The 17,638-nt window shown below is 69.8% G+C and carries 16 protein-coding genes; 9 read left to right on the top strand and 7 right to left on the bottom strand.

Annotated features, from left to right (window positions below):
* The first annotated feature begins 16 nt into the window (after positions 1 to 16).
* Positions 17 to 2,023: a DNA helicase RecQ gene (gene recQ / locus ACFVYE_RS30430; protein WP_389607757.1), complete on the top strand. Its 2,007-nt coding sequence runs from the start codon at positions 17 to 19 to the stop codon at positions 2,021 to 2,023.
* Positions 2,024 to 2,050: 27 nt separating this feature from the next.
* Here the strand turns inward: recQ and ACFVYE_RS30425 are convergent, their stop codons facing one another.
* From ACFVYE_RS30425 to ACFVYE_RS30410, 4 genes are all read right to left on the bottom strand, one after another.
* Entirely contained in the window at positions 2,051 to 2,659 is a 609-nt protein-coding gene (locus tag ACFVYE_RS30425) for a Uma2 family endonuclease (protein WP_383968426.1), read from the bottom strand.
* 142 nt (positions 2,660 to 2,801) lie between these two features.
* Positions 2,802 to 4,031, bottom strand: coding sequence for a fumarylacetoacetase (fahA, locus tag ACFVYE_RS30420; protein WP_383968397.1), 1,230 nt, complete (start codon positions 4,029 to 4,031; stop codon positions 2,802 to 2,804).
* A gap of 138 nt (positions 4,032 to 4,169) precedes the next feature.
* Complete coding sequence (locus ACFVYE_RS30415) at positions 4,170 to 6,164, bottom strand: CocE/NonD family hydrolase (RefSeq protein ID WP_383968400.1); 1,995 nt, start codon at positions 6,162 to 6,164, stop codon at positions 4,170 to 4,172.
* A gap of 9 nt (positions 6,165 to 6,173) precedes the next feature.
* Positions 6,174 to 7,673 carry a peptide MFS transporter gene (locus ACFVYE_RS30410; protein WP_383968403.1) on the bottom strand — a complete coding sequence of 500 codons (1,500 nt, stop codon included), beginning with the start codon at positions 7,671 to 7,673 and terminating at the stop codon, positions 6,174 to 6,176.
* Between the two features lie 156 nt (positions 7,674 to 7,829).
* Between ACFVYE_RS30410 and ACFVYE_RS30405 the strand changes: the two genes are divergently transcribed.
* From ACFVYE_RS30405 to ACFVYE_RS30385, 5 genes are all read left to right on the top strand, one after another.
* Positions 7,830 to 8,840 (top strand): polyprenyl synthetase family protein, encoded by a 1,011-nt coding sequence (locus tag ACFVYE_RS30405; protein WP_383968406.1) that lies wholly within the window; start codon positions 7,830 to 7,832, stop codon positions 8,838 to 8,840.
* Positions 8,841 to 9,058: 218 nt separating this feature from the next.
* Complete coding sequence (locus ACFVYE_RS30400; protein ID WP_389607756.1) at positions 9,059 to 10,321, top strand: outer membrane lipoprotein carrier protein LolA; 1,263 nt, start codon at positions 9,059 to 9,061, stop codon at positions 10,319 to 10,321.
* Positions 10,322 to 10,455: 134 nt separating this feature from the next.
* Complete coding sequence (locus tag ACFVYE_RS30395) at positions 10,456 to 11,439, top strand: ATP-binding cassette domain-containing protein (RefSeq protein ID WP_383968411.1); 984 nt, start codon at positions 10,456 to 10,458, stop codon at positions 11,437 to 11,439.
* On the top strand, positions 11,426 to 12,313 hold the full coding sequence (locus tag ACFVYE_RS30390; RefSeq protein WP_383968414.1) for an ABC transporter permease: 888 nt from the start codon (positions 11,426 to 11,428) through the stop codon (positions 12,311 to 12,313). Before ACFVYE_RS30395 ends, ACFVYE_RS30390 begins: the two co-directional genes overlap by 14 nt.
* Positions 12,314 to 12,508: 195 nt before the next feature.
* Entirely contained in the window at positions 12,509 to 13,132 is a 624-nt protein-coding gene (locus ACFVYE_RS30385) for a TetR/AcrR family transcriptional regulator (RefSeq protein WP_383968416.1), read from the top strand.
* Positions 13,133 to 13,142: 10 nt separating this feature from the next.
* Here ACFVYE_RS30385 and ACFVYE_RS30380 read toward each other — a convergent pair whose 3' ends face one another.
* The gene (locus tag ACFVYE_RS30380; protein ID WP_383968419.1) at positions 13,143 to 13,955 is read right to left on the bottom strand and encodes an HAD family hydrolase; all 813 of its coding nucleotides are present in this window, start codon (positions 13,953 to 13,955) and stop codon (positions 13,143 to 13,145) included.
* A gap of 370 nt (positions 13,956 to 14,325) precedes the next feature.
* On the opposite strand from ACFVYE_RS30380, the gene ACFVYE_RS30375 reads away from it, so the two are divergent.
* On the top strand, positions 14,326 to 15,243 hold the full coding sequence (locus ACFVYE_RS30375; RefSeq protein WP_389607755.1) for a nitroreductase/quinone reductase family protein: 918 nt from the start codon (positions 14,326 to 14,328) through the stop codon (positions 15,241 to 15,243).
* A gap of 192 nt (positions 15,244 to 15,435) precedes the next feature.
* Here the strand turns inward: ACFVYE_RS30375 and ACFVYE_RS30370 are convergent, their stop codons facing one another.
* Positions 15,436 to 15,885 carry a VOC family protein gene (locus tag ACFVYE_RS30370; RefSeq protein WP_383975745.1) on the bottom strand — a complete coding sequence of 150 codons (450 nt, stop codon included), beginning with the start codon at positions 15,883 to 15,885 and terminating at the stop codon, positions 15,436 to 15,438.
* A gap of 22 nt (positions 15,886 to 15,907) precedes the next feature.
* Between ACFVYE_RS30370 and ACFVYE_RS30365 the strand changes: the two genes are divergently transcribed.
* On the top strand, positions 15,908 to 16,519 hold the full coding sequence (locus ACFVYE_RS30365; protein WP_383975747.1) for a CGNR zinc finger domain-containing protein: 612 nt from the start codon (positions 15,908 to 15,910) through the stop codon (positions 16,517 to 16,519).
* A 140-nt stretch (positions 16,520 to 16,659) separates the two neighbouring features.
* Here the strand turns inward: ACFVYE_RS30365 and ACFVYE_RS30360 are convergent, their stop codons facing one another.
* The gene (locus ACFVYE_RS30360) at positions 16,660 to 17,037 is read right to left on the bottom strand and encodes a MerR family transcriptional regulator (protein WP_389607754.1); all 378 of its coding nucleotides are present in this window, start codon (positions 17,035 to 17,037) and stop codon (positions 16,660 to 16,662) included.
* Positions 17,038 to 17,130: 93 nt separating this feature from the next.
* Here ACFVYE_RS30360 and ACFVYE_RS30355 point away from each other — a divergent pair, with 93 nt between their 5' ends.
* Positions 17,131 to 17,604: a hypothetical protein gene (locus ACFVYE_RS30355; protein ID WP_389607753.1), complete on the top strand. Its 474-nt coding sequence runs from the start codon at positions 17,131 to 17,133 to the stop codon at positions 17,602 to 17,604.
* Positions 17,605 to 17,638 lie beyond the last annotated feature (34 nt).

Raw genomic sequence — 17,638 nt, 5'->3', positions numbered from 1 at the left:
TTCGGGGGACAGGGCAATGGGCGCGACGGGCGGGACCATGGATGTGACCGAGAACGACGCGCGGCAGACGCTGCACAGGGTGTTCGGGTACGAGGCGTTCCGCGGCGAGCAGGAAGCGATCGTCGATCATGTGGTGGCGGGCGGGGACGCCGTCGTGCTCATGCCGACCGGTGGCGGAAAGTCCCTCTGCTACCAGATCCCCGCCCTGGTCAGAGCCGGTACAGGCATCGTCATCTCACCCCTGATCGCCCTGATGCAGGACCAGGTGGACGCGCTGCGGGCGCTCGGTGTGCGGGCCGGCTTCATCAACTCCACGCAGGATTTCGACGAGCGCCGCTCGATGGAGGCCCAGTTCGTCGCCGGCGAGCTCGACCTGCTCTATCTGGCCCCGGAGCGGCTCCGCCTGGACACCACGCTCGGCCTGCTCTCCCGTGGCGAGATCTCCGTCTTCGCGATCGACGAGGCGCACTGCGTGGCCCAGTGGGGCCACGACTTCCGCCCGGACTATCTGGCCCTCTCCGTCCTCGGCGAGCGCTGGCCCGACGTACCGCGCATCGCCCTGACGGCCACCGCGACCAACGCCACGCACCAGGAGATCACGCAGCGCCTGGGCATGCCCGACGCGAAGCACTTCGTCGCCAGCTTCGACCGGCCCAACATCCAGTACCGGATCGTGCCGAAGGCCGACCCGAAGAAGCAGCTGCTCTCCTTCCTGAAGGAGGAGCACGCCGGGGACGCGGGCATCGTCTACTGCCTGTCACGCAACTCGACCGAGAAGACCGCCGAGTATCTCTGCCGCAACGGCATCGAGGCCGTCCCGTACCACGCCGGTCTGGACGCGGGCACACGCGCCGTCCACCAGTCCCGCTTCCTGCGTGAGGAGGGCCTGGTCGTCGTCGCGACCATCGCCTTCGGCATGGGCATCGACAAGCCGGACGTACGCTTCGTCGCCCACCTGGACCTGCCGAAATCGGTCGAGGGCTACTACCAGGAGACCGGCCGCGCCGGGCGTGACGGGCTGTCGTCCACGGCCTGGATGGCGTACGGACTCCAGGACGTGGTCCAGCAGCGCAAGCTCATCCAGGGCGGCGAGGGCGACGAGGCGTTCCGCCGTCGCGCGGCCTCCCACCTCGACTCGATGCTGGCCCTGTGCGAGACGGTCCAGTGCCGCCGCGCCCAGCTCCTGACGTACTTCGGCCAGGAGCCCACCGCGGCGACCTGCGGCAACTGCGACACCTGCCTCACCCCGCCCGAGACCTGGGACGGCACGGTGGTCGCGCAGAAGCTGTTGTCGACCGTCGTGCGGCTGAAGCGGGAGCGAGGGCAGAAGTTCGGTGCGGGCCAGATCATCGACATCCTGCTCGGCCGCAAGACGGCGAAGGTCATCCAGTTCGATCATGACCAGCTATCGGTCTTCGGTATCGGCGAGGAGCTGGCCGAGGCCGAATGGCGCGGAGTGGTACGGCAGTTGCTCGCCCAGGGGCTGATCGCGGTCGAGGGCGAGTACGGCACGCTGGTGCTGACTCAGGAGAGCGGCTCGGTGCTCGGCCGGGAGCGCGAGGTGCTGCTGCGCAAGGAGGCGCCGAAGCCCGCGTCGCGCTCTACGAAGGGCGAACGCAAGGCGAAGTCCCAGGCGGCCGCCGTCGAGCTGGCGCCCGGGGCTGTCCCGGTGTTTGAAGCGCTGCGGGCCTGGCGCGGCGCCCAGGCGAAGGAACAGGGCGTCCCGGCGTACGTCATCTTTCACGACGCGACGCTGCGCGAGATCGCCACGGTGCGGCCGGACTCGGTGGCAGGGCTGGGCGGCATCAGCGGCCTGGGCGAGAAGAAGCTGGCGACGTACGGGGAGGGGGTGCTGGAGGTGCTCGCGTCGTTCGGAGAGGCGGAGGCGGAGGCGGCGGCACCGGAAGCCGGATCGGTCCCGGCACCGGGCCCCGTACTGGGCCCGGCTGCTGCCCCCGCGCCGGTGTCCTTCGGCGACGACTCGGAGTTCGGCTGGGACGAGGAGCCGCCGGAGTACGAGTGAGTGCCGGGTCCGGCGGCGGTCGCCGGTCTACTCCGGGGCCGCCGCCCGGCGCCGCGAGACGATCGCGGTGAGATCGAGATCGACGGGGAAGGGGACGGAGACCTTCATCCGGTCGTGGAAGATGCCGGTGGAGGTGTAGGCGCCGGTCGATGGCTCCAGCTCGAAGACGTAGACCACCGCCCGGCCGTCCTGGTTCTCCACCCGCCAGTAGTGGGGGATCCGCGCCCGCGCGTACTTCACGGGCTTGGTTTCCCGGTCCCGGGTCAGGGATTCTTCGGACACGACCTCGACCGCCAACAGCACCGTCTCGGCGGGGAACCGTGTCTGCCGCAGACTCTCGACCGCGTCCGCCCGCACGACGACCACATCGGGTTCGGGCCGGTTCTGCCAGTCGACATCGATGGTGAATTCGCGAAAGACTTCCAAGTCGAGCGGTGCGAGTGACTGCAGTTGCCACTTGAGATAGTCGATCGCACGCTCGTGGAATACGGTCTGCGGACTCACGAAAACAAGGCTCCCGTCGATCAGCTCCGTGTGCGGAGGCAGATTCGGGAGTGTGTCCAGGTCATCGGCGGTCCAGCCGCCCACGGGCGGAACCGCCCACCTCGGCTTGTTGGCCTCGGGGCCGACGCTCATCAGTGCTCCCATGTGCGGAAGTCTCGCGGGTCTGTCCAGCGTATCCGCCGGGAACCGGTTCCGAATCGCGCGAACAGGTGAACCAATCGAGCGCCATTGACGGCCGCGCTCCGGCAGGGGCGCGGCCGTCGACGGGCAGGTGTCATGCGGACGGCACGATCCGTCCCGTGACCTCGCCGAGGCCGACCCGTGTGCCGTCCGGGCCCGGTGCCCAGGCCGTCATCGTCACCGTGTCGCCGTCCTCCAGGAACGTCCGCTTGCCGTCCGGGAGGTCCAGCGGGTCGCGGCCGTTCCAGGTCAGCTCCAGGAGCGAGCCGCGCTGTCCGGGCTCGGCGCCGCTGACCGTGCCGGAGCCGTACAGATCACCGGTGCGCAGCGACGCGCCGTTCACCGTCATCTGGGCCAGCATCTGGGCCGCCGTCCAGTACATGGTGGCGAACGGCGGTTCGGCGACCGGCTGTCCGTTGATCGCGACGGAGATCCGCAGATCGAGGCCGCCGGCCTCCTCCTCGCCCGCGTCCTCCAGGTAGGGGAGCAACGGGAAGTCGCGGGCCGGGGGTGCGATCCGGGCCGCCTCCAGGGCTTCGAGCGGGGTCACCCATGCGGATACGGACGTGGCGAAGGACTTGCCGAGGAACGGGCCGAGCGGGACGTACTCCCAGGCCTGGATGTCCCGTGCCGACCAGTCGTTGAGCAGCGAGAGTCCGAAGACATGGTCGCGGAAGTCGCCGAGCGGGACCGGACGGCCCTGCTCGGAGCCGACTCCGACGACGAAGCCGACCTCGGCCTCGATGTCGAGCTTGATGGAAGGACCGAAGACGGGGGCCGCGTCGGCGGGCGTCTTGCGCTGGCCGGACGGGCGCACCACATCCGTGCCGGAGACGACGACGGTGCCGGACCTGCCGTGGTAGCCGATCGGGAGGTGCTTCCAGTTGGGCGTCAGCGCGTCACCGTTCGGCCGGAAGATCTTTCCGACGTTGGTGGCGTGGTTCTCGCTCGCGTAGAAGTCGACGTAGTCCGCGACCTCGTACGGCAGATGGAGCGTCACGGACTCGACCGGGTGCAGCAGCGGTTCGATGTCCGCGCGGTGTGCCGGGACCGTCAGCCACGCGGTCAGCGCCCGTCGGACGTCCCGCCAGGCGGTGCGGCCGGCGGCCAGCAGCGCGGTCAGGTCCGGCTGGGCGAGAAGCTGCGCGTAGGGCGATCCGAGTGCGTGCGCCGCCGCTCCGGCGTCCAGTACGTGGCTGCCGATGCGGACGCCGACCCGGCGGTCCTCGGGGTGGTCGGGGGTGGAGAACACACCGTACGGAAGGTTGTGCGGACCGAAGGGGTCGCCCTCGGCCAGATCGAGCGGGCTGCTCTGCTCGGGCATGTGTTGCTGCCTCGCTTTCCAGGTCGCTTGGGGGACACGTTACGTCGGTGTTGCTACCCCGCGGGAGTGTCCCAACTGCTCCTGATGCCCGGAAAGTTCCGCCGTGCCCCCTGCTGTACAGGGGGCACGGCGGTGGGTTCACCCGGCCGTGCGCGGGATCCGCTTCTCCCAGGTCCGGTGGAAGACGACCTCGCCGCCGTCCTTGCACAGCACTTCGTCGGACGTGATGAAGTCGGTGTCGTCCGCACTGATTTCGGACCGGGTCTCGATCCGTACGTCCCACGCCATGTCCGGCCGGTGCAGCCGGATCGACCAGTCGGAGCGGGTGCGTGCGGAGAGCGGGTCGTTCTCCTGGATCGTGTACGTCTCCACGGCGTCCTCGGTGAATTCCAGGCCGTCCGGGTAGACGCGGGTGCCGCCGTAGCGCGGGTCGACCTCCAGCCGCCATTCGCCCTTGGCGACATCGCGGACCACCAGGCGCTCGGGGCGCTGTTCGTCGAGCATCACCGGGTGGACGACGCCGAGCGGCTCCGACTGCTCCGGCTCCTCGAACCGGATCGCGGGGTCCTCGGTGTGCCGGCGCACCGGCAGTTCGACGAAGCTGCCGTCGGCGTCCAGGGTGAAGCCGACCGACTCGGCCTGCGGCCAGATCCATGGCCAGTACGAGGAGGAGACCGCGAGCCTGATCCGGTGGCCGGGCGGGAAGGTGTGCCCGATGCCGTTCAGGTCGAAGGTCACGTCCTCGGTCCCGCCCACCGGCCAGTCGTCCGCACGGTCGCGGCCGTGCCGTGCGGAGAGGTTGAGCGCGCCGCGGGTCACCAGGGTGGAGGAGCCGTCCGGTGCGACGTCGCAGAGCCGGGCGATCGCCTGGCCGCGTGGCACGTCCATCCGGATGCGCAGCTTCACCCGGGGGCGGCCCAGGATCTCGATCGGGGCGTCCTCGACCGGGAACTCGAAGCAGACCGACTTGGCGTCCTCGTCGCGCTGGTCGGGCGGCAGGTCGGCGTCGTTGCCGAACGGGAAGAAGCGCCCGGCGTCCAGCCCGGTCTGCTGGGGCGAGTCGACGATCTGCGGACCGCCCTGGAGGGCGTACGCGACCGGTGCGATGTTCTCCGAGGGCCAGCTGGTCTCACCGACCCAGCGGCCGGGCAGTGTCTCGTACACCGTGGCGGGCCGGTGGGACTCGCTGATCCAGGACCGCAGCAAGGGCTCGGCCATGATGCCGGTGTCCTTGTCCTTCAGGTGCTGGTCCCACCAGCGCAGCGTCTCCTGGAGGAAGCCGATCGCCGGACCGGGCGGCAGACCCCGGTCGGGGTACTGGTGCGACCAGGGCCCGATCAGCCCGCGGACCTTGTCCGGGCCGAGGTTTTCGACGAGCCGCAGGACGGTGTCGCGGTACGGGTCGTGCCAGCCGCCCACCGCGAGGACGTTCGCTGTGATCGCGGAGTAGTCCTCACAGACGCTGCCGTGCTTCCAGTAGTCGTCGCGGGTCTGGTGCGCCAGCCAGGTGTGGATGAATGGTTCGACCGTTTCCAGCCGCTTCAGCCACATGTCCTTCCAGCCCTCGCCGACCTGTGCCGGATCCGGCGGCCGGGCGACGAAGGCCAGCATGGTGGCCGCCCAGGCGTGCATGTCGACGGCGAGGACCGAGCCGCCCATGTAGTGGACGTCGTTGTCGTAGCGGTCGTCGGTCGAGCAGACGGTGACGACGGCCTTCAGCGGCTCGGGGGCCAGCGCCGCGATCTGGAGCGAGTTGAAGCCGCCCCAGGAGATGCCGAACATGCCGACCCGGCCGGAGCACCATTCCTGCTCGGCCAGCCAGTGGATGACGGCGACCCCGTCGGCCAGCTCCGTCGCGTCGTACTCGTCGCCCGGCATCCCCTCGCTGTTGCCGTGTCCCCGTACGTCCACCCGGACGGAGGCGTAGCCGTGTCCCGCGTACCAGGGGTGGCGCTGCCAGTCGCGCGGCGCCGTCCAGTCGCTCAGCCGGTACGGCAGATACTCGAGGAGTGCGGGGACGGGTTCGTCGGTGACGGGCCGCCAGATCCGGGCGTAGAGCCGGGTGCCGTCCGGCAGCGGAATGTAGACGTCCTCACGGGTGGTGTCATACGGATACGTGGTGCGGATGTGCATGGCGGTACCTCAGTGGACGGGGTGCATGGTGCGCTTGAGCCAGGGTGCGGCGGCGATGACGGCCACACCGGCCACCACCGCGATTGCGCCATTGACACCGAAGTAGGCGGGGTTGGAGACCTCGCCGTACAGCTTCACGACTTGGGCCTGGATGCCGTTGGCGAGGGCCAGCGAGAGGAACCAGAGCGCCATGGTCTGGCTGGCGAACGCCTTGGGCGCGAGCTTCGTGGTCGCGGACATGCCGGAGGTCTCCAGCAGGATGTCGCCGAGACCGAGCAGCAGATACGAGCCGACGATCCACCAGGCGGCCATCTTGTAGGTGTCGCCCGAGTGCCCGGAGGTCGGCAGCACCATCAGCAGGAACGACAGTCCGCCGAGGATCACCCCGATCGCGATCTTGTTGGAGGCGTGCGGCTGACGCGGGCCCATCCGGGCCCAGACGGCGGCGACCACCGGGGCGAGCGCGACCTCGAAGGCGCCGAGCGCGGAGGCGTACCAGCTCGCCGGGAAGTGGAAGCCGAGGATCTCGGTGCGGGCGTTGGTCGACGCGAGCAGAATCATCGTCGAGTACGCCTGGAAGAGGATGAAGTTGAAGACGACGGAGGCCAGGAACAGCACCACGTACGGGCGCAGCCTGCCGCGTTCCTCGCTGGTGACCCGCCGGCTGCGGAACATCACCACGAAGTACACGACCGGTGCGATCACCGAGATGAGGGTGAGCAGGTCGACGAAACGGTCCATGGTCAGCCACCCCGCAAGGGCCAGCGCGGTGGCGACGGCGGCGACCACGACGGCACCGGCCACGATCAGCCGGACGGCGCGGCGCATCGGCTCCGGAGCCAGCGCGAATTCGGCGCTGTGCTTTCGCCCGGCCAGGTGACGCCGGCCCAGTACGTACTGGATCAGACCGAGCGTCATACCGAAGGCGGCGGCCGAGAAGCCCCAGTGCCAGCTCGCATGGTCCCCGAGCCAGCCGGTGACCAGCGGGCCGAGGAACGCCCCGATGTTGATGCCCATGTAGTAGAGCGCGAAGCCGGCGTCGCGGCGCTCGTCGTCGGTGCGGTAGAGCTTGCCGACCATGGTCGCCACATTGGGCTTGAGCAGACCGGTTCCGGCGCTGATCAGACCGAGGCCGGTCCAGGTCATGGCGTCGGTGGGCACCGCCATGGCGTAATGCCCGCACGCGATGAGAATTCCGCCGTACAGGACGGCGCGGTACGAGCCGAGGATCCGGTCGGCCAGCCAGCCGCCGGCCACGGAGACCAGGTAGACCAGGGTGCCGTAGGCGGCCGAGACCGACGCCGCGGTGCCCACATCCATGCCCATGCCGCCGTGGGCGACGGTGTCGGCGAAGTAGAGGACCAGGATCGCCTGCATGCCGAGGAACGAGAACCGTTCCCAGACCTCCAGGCCGGACAGGGTCATCAGGCCCCGTGGCTGGCCGAAAAAGGCATGGTCGTCGCTGGGTGGCGGCTGAGTCGGTTCGGTGTCGGTTGCCGTGAAGGACAAAGGGAGAACTCCTGATCGTATGAGCTGATCCCGAACATACCGGCGGTGGCGGGAAGGCGCCCACGGTGATCGAAAGGGGACCGGATACGCTGACTTGAGTGAGGACAGCGACACATCGACATTCCGTGTGATCGTCAGCAGACAGGAGATCCCCTCGTGACCGTCGTCGGGCCGTTCGGACTGAGCGTGCGGGACCACGCTCTTGAAGCCGATGTCCAGGCCGGTTTGGCTGCTGTCGAGTCGGGGCTGCTCGATGCCACCAAGAGCGGCGTGCCCTTCATCACGGAGGCCGCGCAGCATCTCGTGCGCGCCGGGGGCAAGCGATTCCGGCCGCTGCTGGCCATGCTGGCCGCCCGGTTCGGCGATCCCGACGCGCCGGGTGTCGTGCCCGCCGCCGTCGTCGTCGAGCTGACCCATCTCGCGACGCTCTACCACGACGACGTGATGGACGAGGCGGACGTACGCCGCGGTGTGGACAGCGCCAACACCCGCTGGGGCAACTCGGTGGCCGTCCTGACCGGCGACTTCCTCTTCGCCCGCGCCTCGCACATACTGGCCGACCTCGGTCCGGAGGCCGTACGCATCCAGGCGGAGGCGTTCGAGCGGCTGGTCACCGGCCAGATCCTGGAGACCGCGGGCCCGGGCGACGGGCGCGACCCGGTCGAGCACTACCTCGAAGTGATGCGCGGCAAGACCGGCTCGCTGATCGCCGTGGCATGCCGGTTCGGCGCGATGATGGCCGGCGCGGACGAGTCGGCCGTCGACATCCTCACCCAGTACGGGGAGCGGCTCGGCGTGGCCTTCCAGCTCGCCGACGACGTGCTCGACATCGCCTCCGACTCCCATGAGTCCGGCAAGACCCCGGGCACCGACCTGCGCGAAGGCATCCCGACGCTCCCCGTGCTCCATCTGCGGGCCCGGGCCGCGGCCGAGGGAAAGCCGGACGACCTGGAACTCGTCGAGCTGCTCGACGGCGACCTGAGCGACGACTCCCGGCATGCCGAGGCGCTGCACAGGCTGCGCGTGCACCCGGCGCTGGAGCAGGCCCGACGGGACGCCATCCGGTACGCCCAGGAGGCGCGCACGACGCTGGCGCCGCTGCCCGAGGGCTACGCGAAGGCCGCGCTGGAGGAGCTGTGCGACACGGTGGTGCACCGGGCGGGCTGAGCCCGTTCGGGTGGCCACCCCCTACGGGACGGCGGGCACCCAGGCGTGTGGCGTCATACCGAAGAGGTAGGCGGAGTTGCTCCCCGGGAGTGACGATTTCGCACCGCCGTTTTGGTCAGATGGAGAACAACCACTCCTGAACAAATCGGTGAGAATGGCGGCACGGAGTGGACGAGTGCATCCGGACGGAAGCCGCCGACCACGGAGGTAGGGCACACATGGCACCGAACGACAGCGTAGAGATCAACGGTGGGACCAGGGGCACCGCCGTCGGCCGTCGAAAGGCGGCGCGCTACATCGTCCCGGTCGCGGTGGCGGGAGTGGCGGCCGCGACGATCGGGCTCGTCCCGGCGCTCGCGAGCACCGGTGACCCCGATCTGCCGAAGATCACCGCACAGCAGCTCATCGAGAAGATCGCAGCTTCGGACACCCAGCAGCTCTCCGGCACGGTGAAGATCAGCACGGACCTCGGCATCCCGTCGCTCGGCGGTCTGGCCGGCTCCTTCGCCCCGGGCGGCAGCCAAGGCGACGCCGGCAGCGCCAAGGGTGATTCGACCGCCGACCCGCAGACGAAGATGACGGAGCTGGCGTCCGGCACGCACACCCTGCGGGTGGCCGCCGACGGCCCCGACAAGCAGCGGTTGTCGATCCTGGAGAACGCGGCGGAGTACAGCCTGATCCACAACGGTGATCAGGTCTGGGCGTACGACAGCGGGACCAACCAGGCCTACCACGCCACCGAGGACCGGAGCGGGAAGAAGTCCGGGCACCCGGCCCAGGCTCCCGAGGGCGTGCCGACCACGCCGAAGGCGCTCGCCGAACAGGTCCTGAAGACTGCGGGCCCCACCACATCGGTGACGGTCGACGGCACGGCGCAGGTCGCCGGACGTGACGCGTACAAGCTGCTCATCAAGCCCAGGCAGAGCGGCTCCACGATCGGCTCGGTCACGGTCGCGGTCGACGCGAAGAACGGTGTGCCGCTGAAGTTCACGCTGCTTCCGAGCAGCGGTGGCAAGGCCGTCGTCGATGCCGGATTCACCAAGGTCGATTTCGCGAAGCCGGCCGCCTCCTCGTTCACGTTCACCCCGCCCAAGGGCGCCGAGGTGACCGAGGCCGACGACGCGAAGGCGGAGCAGAAGGCCGACGGGGCAGGGGGCCTGGGCATGTTCCCGGGCGCCGAGGAACTGGGCGCCGGGGGCCAGGGCTCCAAGGACACGAGGGTCATCGGCGAGGGCTGGAACGCGATCGCCGAGATCAGGACCCCGGGCGGCACCGGACTCCCCACGAAGGCGTCGGGTGACGTACCGGCCGAGGCGCAGCAGTTCCTGGACTCGCTGGGCGACAAGGTCTCCGGCAAGTTCGGCTCGGGCACGGTCTTCAAGACCCGCCTGGTCAACGCGCTGATGACGGACGACGGCAAGGTGTACGTCGGCGCGGTCACGTCGGACGCGCTGGTCAAGGCGGCTGACAACGCCGCCTGACGCCGGGGCGCGTCGCGCTTCCTGCGACCCGGCCGACCGCCCCGCCGTACTCTCCGTGCGGCGGGGCGGTCCGCTCGGGCGCTGTCCGGCTCCGGTACGCCGGACAGGCCCTACCCGACCCATGGGGAGTACGCATGACAGAGCCTGGGACCGTGACCGAGCCGAGGGCGGTGACAGACCCCGGGGCCGTCATCGAGACACGGGGCCTCACCAAGCGGTACCGCGGCGGCCAACTCGCCGTCGACGGCCTCGACCTCAGTGTTCCCGGCGGCAGTGTCTTCGGATTCCTCGGCCCCAACGGCTCAGGGAAGACCACGACCATCCGGATGCTGATGGGTCTGATCGACCCGACCTCCGGCACCGCGCAGGTCCTCGGCCACCCCATGCCGGGCGCGTCCCGCGCCGTGCTCCCGCAGGTCGGAGCCTTGATCGAGGGGCCCGCGCTGTACGGCTTCCTGAGCGGCCGGGACAATCTGCTGCGCTACGACTCCGCCGACCCCACCGCCGATCCGCGCACCCGCCGGGCCCGGGTCGGGCAGGCCCTGGACCGGGTCGGGCTGTCCGCGGCGGCCGGCAAGAAGGCCAAGGCGTACTCGCTCGGCATGAAGCAGCGCCTCGGTCTCGCCGCCGCCCTGCTCCAGCCGCGCCGCCTGCTCGTCCTGGACGAGCCGACCAACGGCCTGGACCCGCAGGGCATGCGCGAGATCCGCGCCCTGGTCAGGGAACTGGCGGCGGAGGGCACCACCGTCTTCCTCTCCTCCCACCTCCTCGACGAGATCGAGCAGGTCTGCACACATGCCGCGGTGATGGCCAGGGGCCGGCTGATCACCCAGGGCCCGGTCGCGGATCTGGCGGCCGGGACGCGCGGCCGGCTGGCCGTCACCACCCCCGACCCGGGTGAAGCCGCCCGCGTGCTCAAGGAACTGGGCGTCACCGGTATCACGGTCGACGGCGACCGGGTGAGCGCCGAGGCCCCGCCGGTCGGCATCGAACTCGCGGACCTCAGCGCGGCGCTGGTGCACGCCGACGTACGCCTGCGGTCCTTCGGCGTCGAACGGGCCTCGTTGGAGGACGCCTTTGTCGCACTCACCGGAGAGGGTTTCGATGTCGCAGGCTGAAGCCGGAATCGTAGGGGCGCGCAGGGTGCGCAATCCGCTGTGGACCTTCGGAATCCTCCGCTCCGAACTGACCACCACACTCCGCCGCTGGCGCACCCTCGCGCTGCTCGGGGTGCTGGCCGCCGTTCCCGTGCTGATCGGGATCGCGGTGAAGATGGAGACGAACCATGGTTCCTCGCCCGGACCGGGCGGTGGAGGAGGAGGCCCCGCTTTCCTCTCCCAGGTCACCAACAACGGCCTGTTCCTGGTCTTCGCGGCCCTTGCCGTGACGCTCCCGGTCTTCCTCCCGATGGCCGTCGGGGTCGTCGCGGGCGACTCGATCGCGGGCGAGGCCAACGCCGGCACCCTGCGCTATCTGCTGGTCGCCCCGGCGGGCCGGACCCGGCTGCTGCTGACGAAGTACGCCTCAGTCCTCACGTTCTGCCTGGTCGCGACCCTGGTCGTGGCCCTCTCGGCGCTCGCCGTCGGCGCGCTGCTGTTCCCGGTGGGTGAGGTCACCACCATCTCGGGCACCCGGATCGGGTTCGGCGAAGGGCTGCTGCGGGCCGGACTGATCGCGGTGGTGGTCGCGGCGTCACTGATCGGATTCGCGGCGATCGGCCTGTTCATCTCGACCCTCACCAGCAGCGGGATCGCGGCCATGGCCGCCACTGTCGGGATGCTGATCACCGTGCAGATCGTGGACACGATTCCGCAGCTGAGCGGTATCCATCCGTATCTCTTCCCGCACTACTGGATGTCGTACGCGGACCTGCTGCGCGACCCCGTGTACTGGGACGAGGTGGTCAAGAACCTGGGACTGCAGGGCTTGTACGCGGCGGTGTTCGGGTCGGCGGCCTGGGCCCGCTTCACGGCGAAGGACATCACTGCCTGACGCACGGCGCTTCGCACTCGTGCCGTCGGCCGGGCGAGCCGTCCCCCGATCGGCTCGTCGCGGCACGAACGGCACGAACGGTGCGAACAGCAGGAACGATACGACACGGCACGTTCCGTTTCCGCCTCAGTATTGTTCGACTTCTGGCGACGGGCTGTCAACAAGGATTGGCTCAAATACACCTATGCTCACCGAATGATCACATCGCCGAGTTCGCTGCGTCGCAGCGAGAGGTCACGACGGGCGATCCTGGAAGCCGCCCTCGAACTGTGTACGGAGAAGGGGTACGGCCGGGTCACGGTCGAGGCCATCGCGGCCAGAGCGGGTGTCAGCAAGAAGACGATCTACCGTTGGTGGCCGTCAAAGAGCGCGGTGATGCTGGAGGCGTTCACCGACGCGCTGGTCGGCACGACACCGTTCGTCGACACCGGCGACATCGCCGCCGATCTGCGCGCCAATGTGATGGGCGCGGTGAAGCTGCTCTCCACACCGCCCTACGGCCCCGCGTACGCCGGGATTCTCTCCGAGGTCCACCACGACGACGCACTCGCGGAAACAGTCAGAACGAAGCTGATCGACCCCCGCTTCAACGAGGCGGTCGCCCGCCTGCGCCGGGCCCAGGAGCAGGGCCAGATCCCACCGGGCGCCGATCTTCCGCTGGCGGTGGAGATGCTGTACGGGCCGGTGTACTACCGCCATGTGCTGCGCAAGCCGGTGCAGGACGAGGAGACGATCGCGGCACTGGTCGCGCATGTGCTGCGGGCGCTGGGGGTGCCGGATGTGCCGGAGGTGCACCCGCCGGAGGGCGGGAACGGCTGAGAAACAACGATCAACGAGATCCGTACACCCGCTCCAGCACCTCCGCCACCCCGTCGCGCTCGTTCGACGACGTCACCTCGTCCGCCGCGGCCCGAAGGTCCGGATGGGCGTTGGCCATGGCGACGCCGTGACCGGCCGTGCGGAACATCGGCAGGTCGTTGGGCATGTCCCCGAAGGCGATCGTGGTGCGCGCGTCCACGCCCAGGAACTCGGCCGCCAGCGCGAGCCCGCTGCCCTTGTCGACGCCGTACGGCTGCAGTTCGACGGTGCCGGGGCCGGAGAGCGTGACGGAGGCGAGATCGCCGACTGCCGTACGGGCCGCCTCGGCCAGCGCGTCGTCCGTGAGCTCCGGATGCCGGATGAGGACCTTGATGACGGGTGCGGACCACAACTCGTGGCGATGGCGCGTCCGTTGGGCGGGAAGCGTGGGGTGGGGCATCAGATACCCCGGCTCGATCAGTGTCCGGCCCTCGGCCCCGTCCTGGTCCACGGCCGCGTGGACCGGTCCCACCTGAGCCTCGATCTTGCCGAGTGCGGTGTCGGCCGCCTCCCGGTCCAGGGGGAGCGTGCGTACCATCCGCCCGGACCCGGCGTCGTACAGCTGAGTCCCCTGCCCGCAGACCACCGGCCCCCGGTAGCCCAGCTCGTCGAGCAGCCCCCGTATGCCGGGCACGGGCCGCCCGGTGACCACGAGATGCCGCGCCCCGGCCCGTGCGGCCAGGGCGAGCGCGGCGCGGGTGCGGGGGCTCACGGTGTCGTCGCGGCGCAGCAGAGTGCCGTCCAGGTCCGTGGCGACGAGGGCATATGCGGGTGGGATGGGCATGGATCAAGCCTAAGGTCCGCCCGGGTGCGCGCACTTCGGCGTTGACAGGCGATGGCCGACTGCGTGTAATGAGACCGGTGTCGCGTGACGCCGGCCAAGGAGCAGTGGGCCGGCCGGTGGTCGGGCGAACACCCTTCTTCCAAGGGGTCCGTGATGAGTTCATACTCCGCGCCCTGCATCTGACGTAGCGACAGCGCGACATCCGCGCGCCCTCGTCCGCCTTTCACACCTTCCGGCGCTGCGCACCGTCCTGCGTGCCGTTCGCACCGCGCTGCGCGAAACCGGCGCCCGGATGCGCACCGCGATCACTCATTCCCTCAGCTCAACGCGGCTACGGCCGCGCCTGCGACCTACGGAGACACAGACCCGTATGCCCACGTCCTTCAACCGATCGGTCATCGAGGAGTTCCGCGCCAACGGAGGAAAGGTCGGTGGCCCCTTCGAGGGCGGCGACCTCCTCCTGCTGACGACCACCGGCGCGAAGTCGGGGAAGGAGACCACCACCCCTCTCGGTTACGTCCGCCACGGCGACTCGCTGCTGATCGTCGGCTCCAACCTCGGTGCTCCGACCCACCCCGACTGGTACCACAACCTGCTCGCCCACCCCGTGGTACGGGTGGAGCTCGGCACTCGTACGTTCCAGGCCCTCGCGGTCCCCACCGAAGGGGCGCGGCGCGAGGAACTGTTCGAGCACGCCGTGAAAGCGGCCCCCGGTTACGGCGATTACCAGGCACGGACCGTCCGGCCCCTGCCGGTCGTGGTCCTGGAGCGCGCCGAGCCCGACGGCTGGGAGGCTCCCGGCGAGGTCAACAGCCTTGCCGACAAGCTCATGGAGGTCCACACCTGGTTGCGGGGCCAGTTGCGCCAGGTGAAGGCGGAGGCCGATGCCCACTTCACCGCACGGGCGGCCCACCGGGGCCCCGGTGAACCACCGGCCCCGGGTCTGGGACTCCAGATCAGGCAGCGCTGCCTGGCGTTCTGCAACGCGCTGGAATTCCACCACACCAGCGAGGACGCGCACCTGTTCCCCGGAATCGCCCGCCACCACCCGCACTTGACCGACACCTTCGCCCGGCTCGCCGACGAACACCGCACGGTCGCGCGCATCCAGGGCGAGTTGGCGGCCCTGCTGGCGGGCATCGGCATCACCGATCCCGAGCGCTTCCGCGCCGAGTTGGCCCGGATGTCGACGGAGCTGAACGCGCACCTCGACTACGAGGAGGAGCAGATCCTTCCCTTGCTGGCCGACGTTCCATGGCCGCCGGTTCCTCCGGTTCCTCGCGAGTAGGGATCAAGGATCCCCCATGCCCTTCGTGCCGGCGTGATGATCTCCGGGCTCGTATCGGTCAGCGGGCGGCGGTCGGCCGCGGGATCCACGCCGCACAGCCGCCCGCCGTGCCCGGCCTCCCGCGCCCGGTCAAGGAGCGATCCCGGCGCCCGGCAGCAATGAGGAGCCCCGCACCGGCAGTACCGGCCGAGGCTATTGCACGCAGAACTCATTGCCCTCGGGATCGGCGAGGACGGTCCACGTGCCGCCCGGTTCCTCGACCCTGCGGAGCACCGTCGCGCCCAGCCCCTCCAGCCGTGTCACTTCTGCCTCGCGTCGCTCCGGCCCTGCGTGCACGTCCAGGTGGAGCCGGTTCTTGACGGTCTTGGCCTCCGGTACGCGCTGGAACAGGAGCCGTCGCCCGAGGCCGATTCCGCTCTCCTTGTCGTAGGGATCGTCCGGGTGCCGGACGGCCACGAGGTCGCGCCAGGCGCGGCGGCCGTCGACCAGGACCGTCGCCTCTTCCGGTGCCGCGCCGAGGCCGAGAACCCGCTCGACCAGCGCGCTGTTGTCCTCGGCCAGGTAGCCGAGGGCCTCGCCCCAGAAGGCGGCCTGGGCGTGCGGGTCGGCCGAGTCGATGACGAGTTTCCAGTCCAGAGTCATGGAAACCGTTTATAGTGGTTACATGACCGAGTCGGCAATGGGCGCGCCGGGGCTGACCCTCCGCCCGCGGGAAGGCCGTCCCTATCGCTTCGATCCAGGCGCCCTGTGCCTGGAGTTGCTGCCCACCGGCGGATACGCGCGCTACGCGGCGTACGAGGTGCTGCACACCCCCGCCGACCTGGTGCGATGGGCAGGCGAGAGCCGGCTGCCGGACGGCCTGTCCCTTTCGGTGAGTACACAGGAGCTGCGGCGGGCCCACGAGTTGCGCGCCGCCCTCTGGAACCTGGCCACCGCCCGTGCGCAAGGGCGCCCCCTGGCCCCGGCCGACCTCACCACGGTGAACACCGCGGCGGCCGAGCCCCCGCTCGTCCCTCGTATCGCCGTGGACTCCGGCACCTTCGCCTGGGCCCCGGACGCCACCGGAAGTGCCCTTCTGTCGACCGTCGCCCGAGACGCGGTGGAGCTGTTCACCGGCCCGTACGCCGACCGCATCCGCGAATGCGGCTCCGACAGCTGCAAGTTGCTCTTCGTGGACACCTCGCGGCCGGGCAGACGGCGTTGGTGCGCGATGGAGCGCTGCGGAAACCTCCACAAGGTACGGGCCCACCGCGCCCGGCACACCACGACCGCCTGAGGACTCATGTCGTGCCTCGGCTGTCCTGCGGCCGTTCAGCCGGACCTCAGAGGCACCCCGCACCGTGTGCGAACGCGGCGGTCGCTCCGTCGCCAGGGATGACCTCGTCCGGGAGAGTCACCGGCAGGCCCGCGATGTGCTCAACCTCGTGTGCGGGCGGGGCGGTCGGCTGTCCGCAATGGGCAACCGGTGCCGACGCGCGTGGTGAGTTCGGTTCGCAGGGTGGCGAGTTCGGTCATGCGTGCGTCGATGACCTGGATCTTCTCCTCGAACAGCGCGGACAGTGCTTCCGCGGTGTCCGGTGCTTCGCGTAGTTCCTCGCCGTGCCGCGCGATCTCCGCCAGTGAGAATCCGAGTGTCTGCGCGGTGCGGACGTAGTGCAGCCAGGCCACTGTCTCGGGCGGGAAGTCACGGTAGCCATTGGCCAGCCGCCGGCCGGTGACGAGGCCGACCTTCTCATAGAACCGGATGGCGTCCCTGGTCATGCCCGCCTGCGCGGCCAACTCTCCGATACGCATGACCCTCCGTCGGACGTTGGGCTTGACCTTGGAGCGTACTCCACTGTTTACCGTGAGGCGCATCGCTGCCCCGAGACCAGCAGGAGCCTCGAAGTGATCCGTATCCCAGCCCCCTCACGTCCCGTCTATCTTCGCGTCGTACGCGCGAGCGCCTGGTACGACCTCGTCGTCACGGCGGGATTCGCGACACCGTGGACGTATGCGCTGGTGCACGATGCGCTGTCTTCGGCGGGTCACGCATGGGGGCTGGGCGTCCTGCCCGAACTCGACCCGGTGCAGACCCTGTACGCGAATCTGATGGGCTCGGTCGTGGTCGTCTGGGCCGTCCTGCGCATCGTCAGGCCGCTGTCGGTGCACGGACTGCTCGACGGCATCGCGCGCACACTGTTTGCGGCGTGGCAGGCGTACGCGCTCGCCCACGGCGCCACGCAGCTGTTGTGGTTGTTCCTCGGTGTCGAGGTGGCATTCGGAATCGTTCAGCTCGTGCCGTGGTGGCGGAACCGGCGCACCGAGGCGGCGGACGGGCATGGGGAGTTCATCACCGGCCCGGCGGGCGTACGCCTCTGACTCGGCCCGGACGCCGAGCCATGTGCGGAGAAGG

Source organism: Streptomyces sp. NPDC058239, from assembly GCF_042882185.1.
Lineage (GTDB): Bacteria > Actinomycetota > Actinomycetes > Streptomycetales > Streptomycetaceae > Streptomyces.
Note: the sequence above shows the minus strand (reverse complement) of the source record. Positions and strands in the feature narration are given on the sequence as shown.

Excerpts from the sequence above, each read along its gene's own strand:
- ACFVYE_RS30400 (WP_389607756.1), top strand. The coding sequence starts at position 9,059 with ATGGCACCGAACGACAGCGTAGAGATCAACGGTGGGACCAGGGGCACC.
- ACFVYE_RS30375 (WP_389607755.1), top strand. The coding sequence starts at position 14,326 with ATGCCCACGTCCTTCAACCGATCGGTCATCGAGGAGTTCCGCGCCAAC.
- ACFVYE_RS30360 (WP_389607754.1), bottom strand. The coding sequence starts at position 17,037 with ATGCGTATCGGAGAGTTGGCCGCGCAGGCGGGCATGACCAGGGACGCC.
- ACFVYE_RS30390 (WP_383968414.1), top strand. The coding sequence starts at position 11,426 with ATGTCGCAGGCTGAAGCCGGAATCGTAGGGGCGCGCAGGGTGCGCAAT.
- ACFVYE_RS30395 (WP_383968411.1), top strand. The coding sequence starts at position 10,456 with ATGACAGAGCCTGGGACCGTGACCGAGCCGAGGGCGGTGACAGACCCC.
- ACFVYE_RS30385 (WP_383968416.1), top strand. The coding sequence starts at position 12,509 with ATGATCACATCGCCGAGTTCGCTGCGTCGCAGCGAGAGGTCACGACGG.
- ACFVYE_RS30365 (WP_383975747.1), top strand. The coding sequence starts at position 15,908 with ATGACCGAGTCGGCAATGGGCGCGCCGGGGCTGACCCTCCGCCCGCGG.
- recQ (WP_389607757.1), top strand. The coding sequence starts at position 17 with ATGGGCGCGACGGGCGGGACCATGGATGTGACCGAGAACGACGCGCGG.
- ACFVYE_RS30380 (WP_383968419.1), bottom strand. The coding sequence starts at position 13,955 with ATGCCCATCCCACCCGCATATGCCCTCGTCGCCACGGACCTGGACGGC.
- ACFVYE_RS30415 (WP_383968400.1), bottom strand. The coding sequence starts at position 6,164 with ATGCACATCCGCACCACGTATCCGTATGACACCACCCGTGAGGACGTC.
- ACFVYE_RS30425 (WP_383968426.1), bottom strand. The coding sequence starts at position 2,659 with ATGAGCGTCGGCCCCGAGGCCAACAAGCCGAGGTGGGCGGTTCCGCCC.
- ACFVYE_RS30370 (WP_383975745.1), bottom strand. The coding sequence starts at position 15,885 with ATGACTCTGGACTGGAAACTCGTCATCGACTCGGCCGACCCGCACGCC.
- fahA (WP_383968397.1), bottom strand. The coding sequence starts at position 4,031 with ATGCCCGAGCAGAGCAGCCCGCTCGATCTGGCCGAGGGCGACCCCTTC.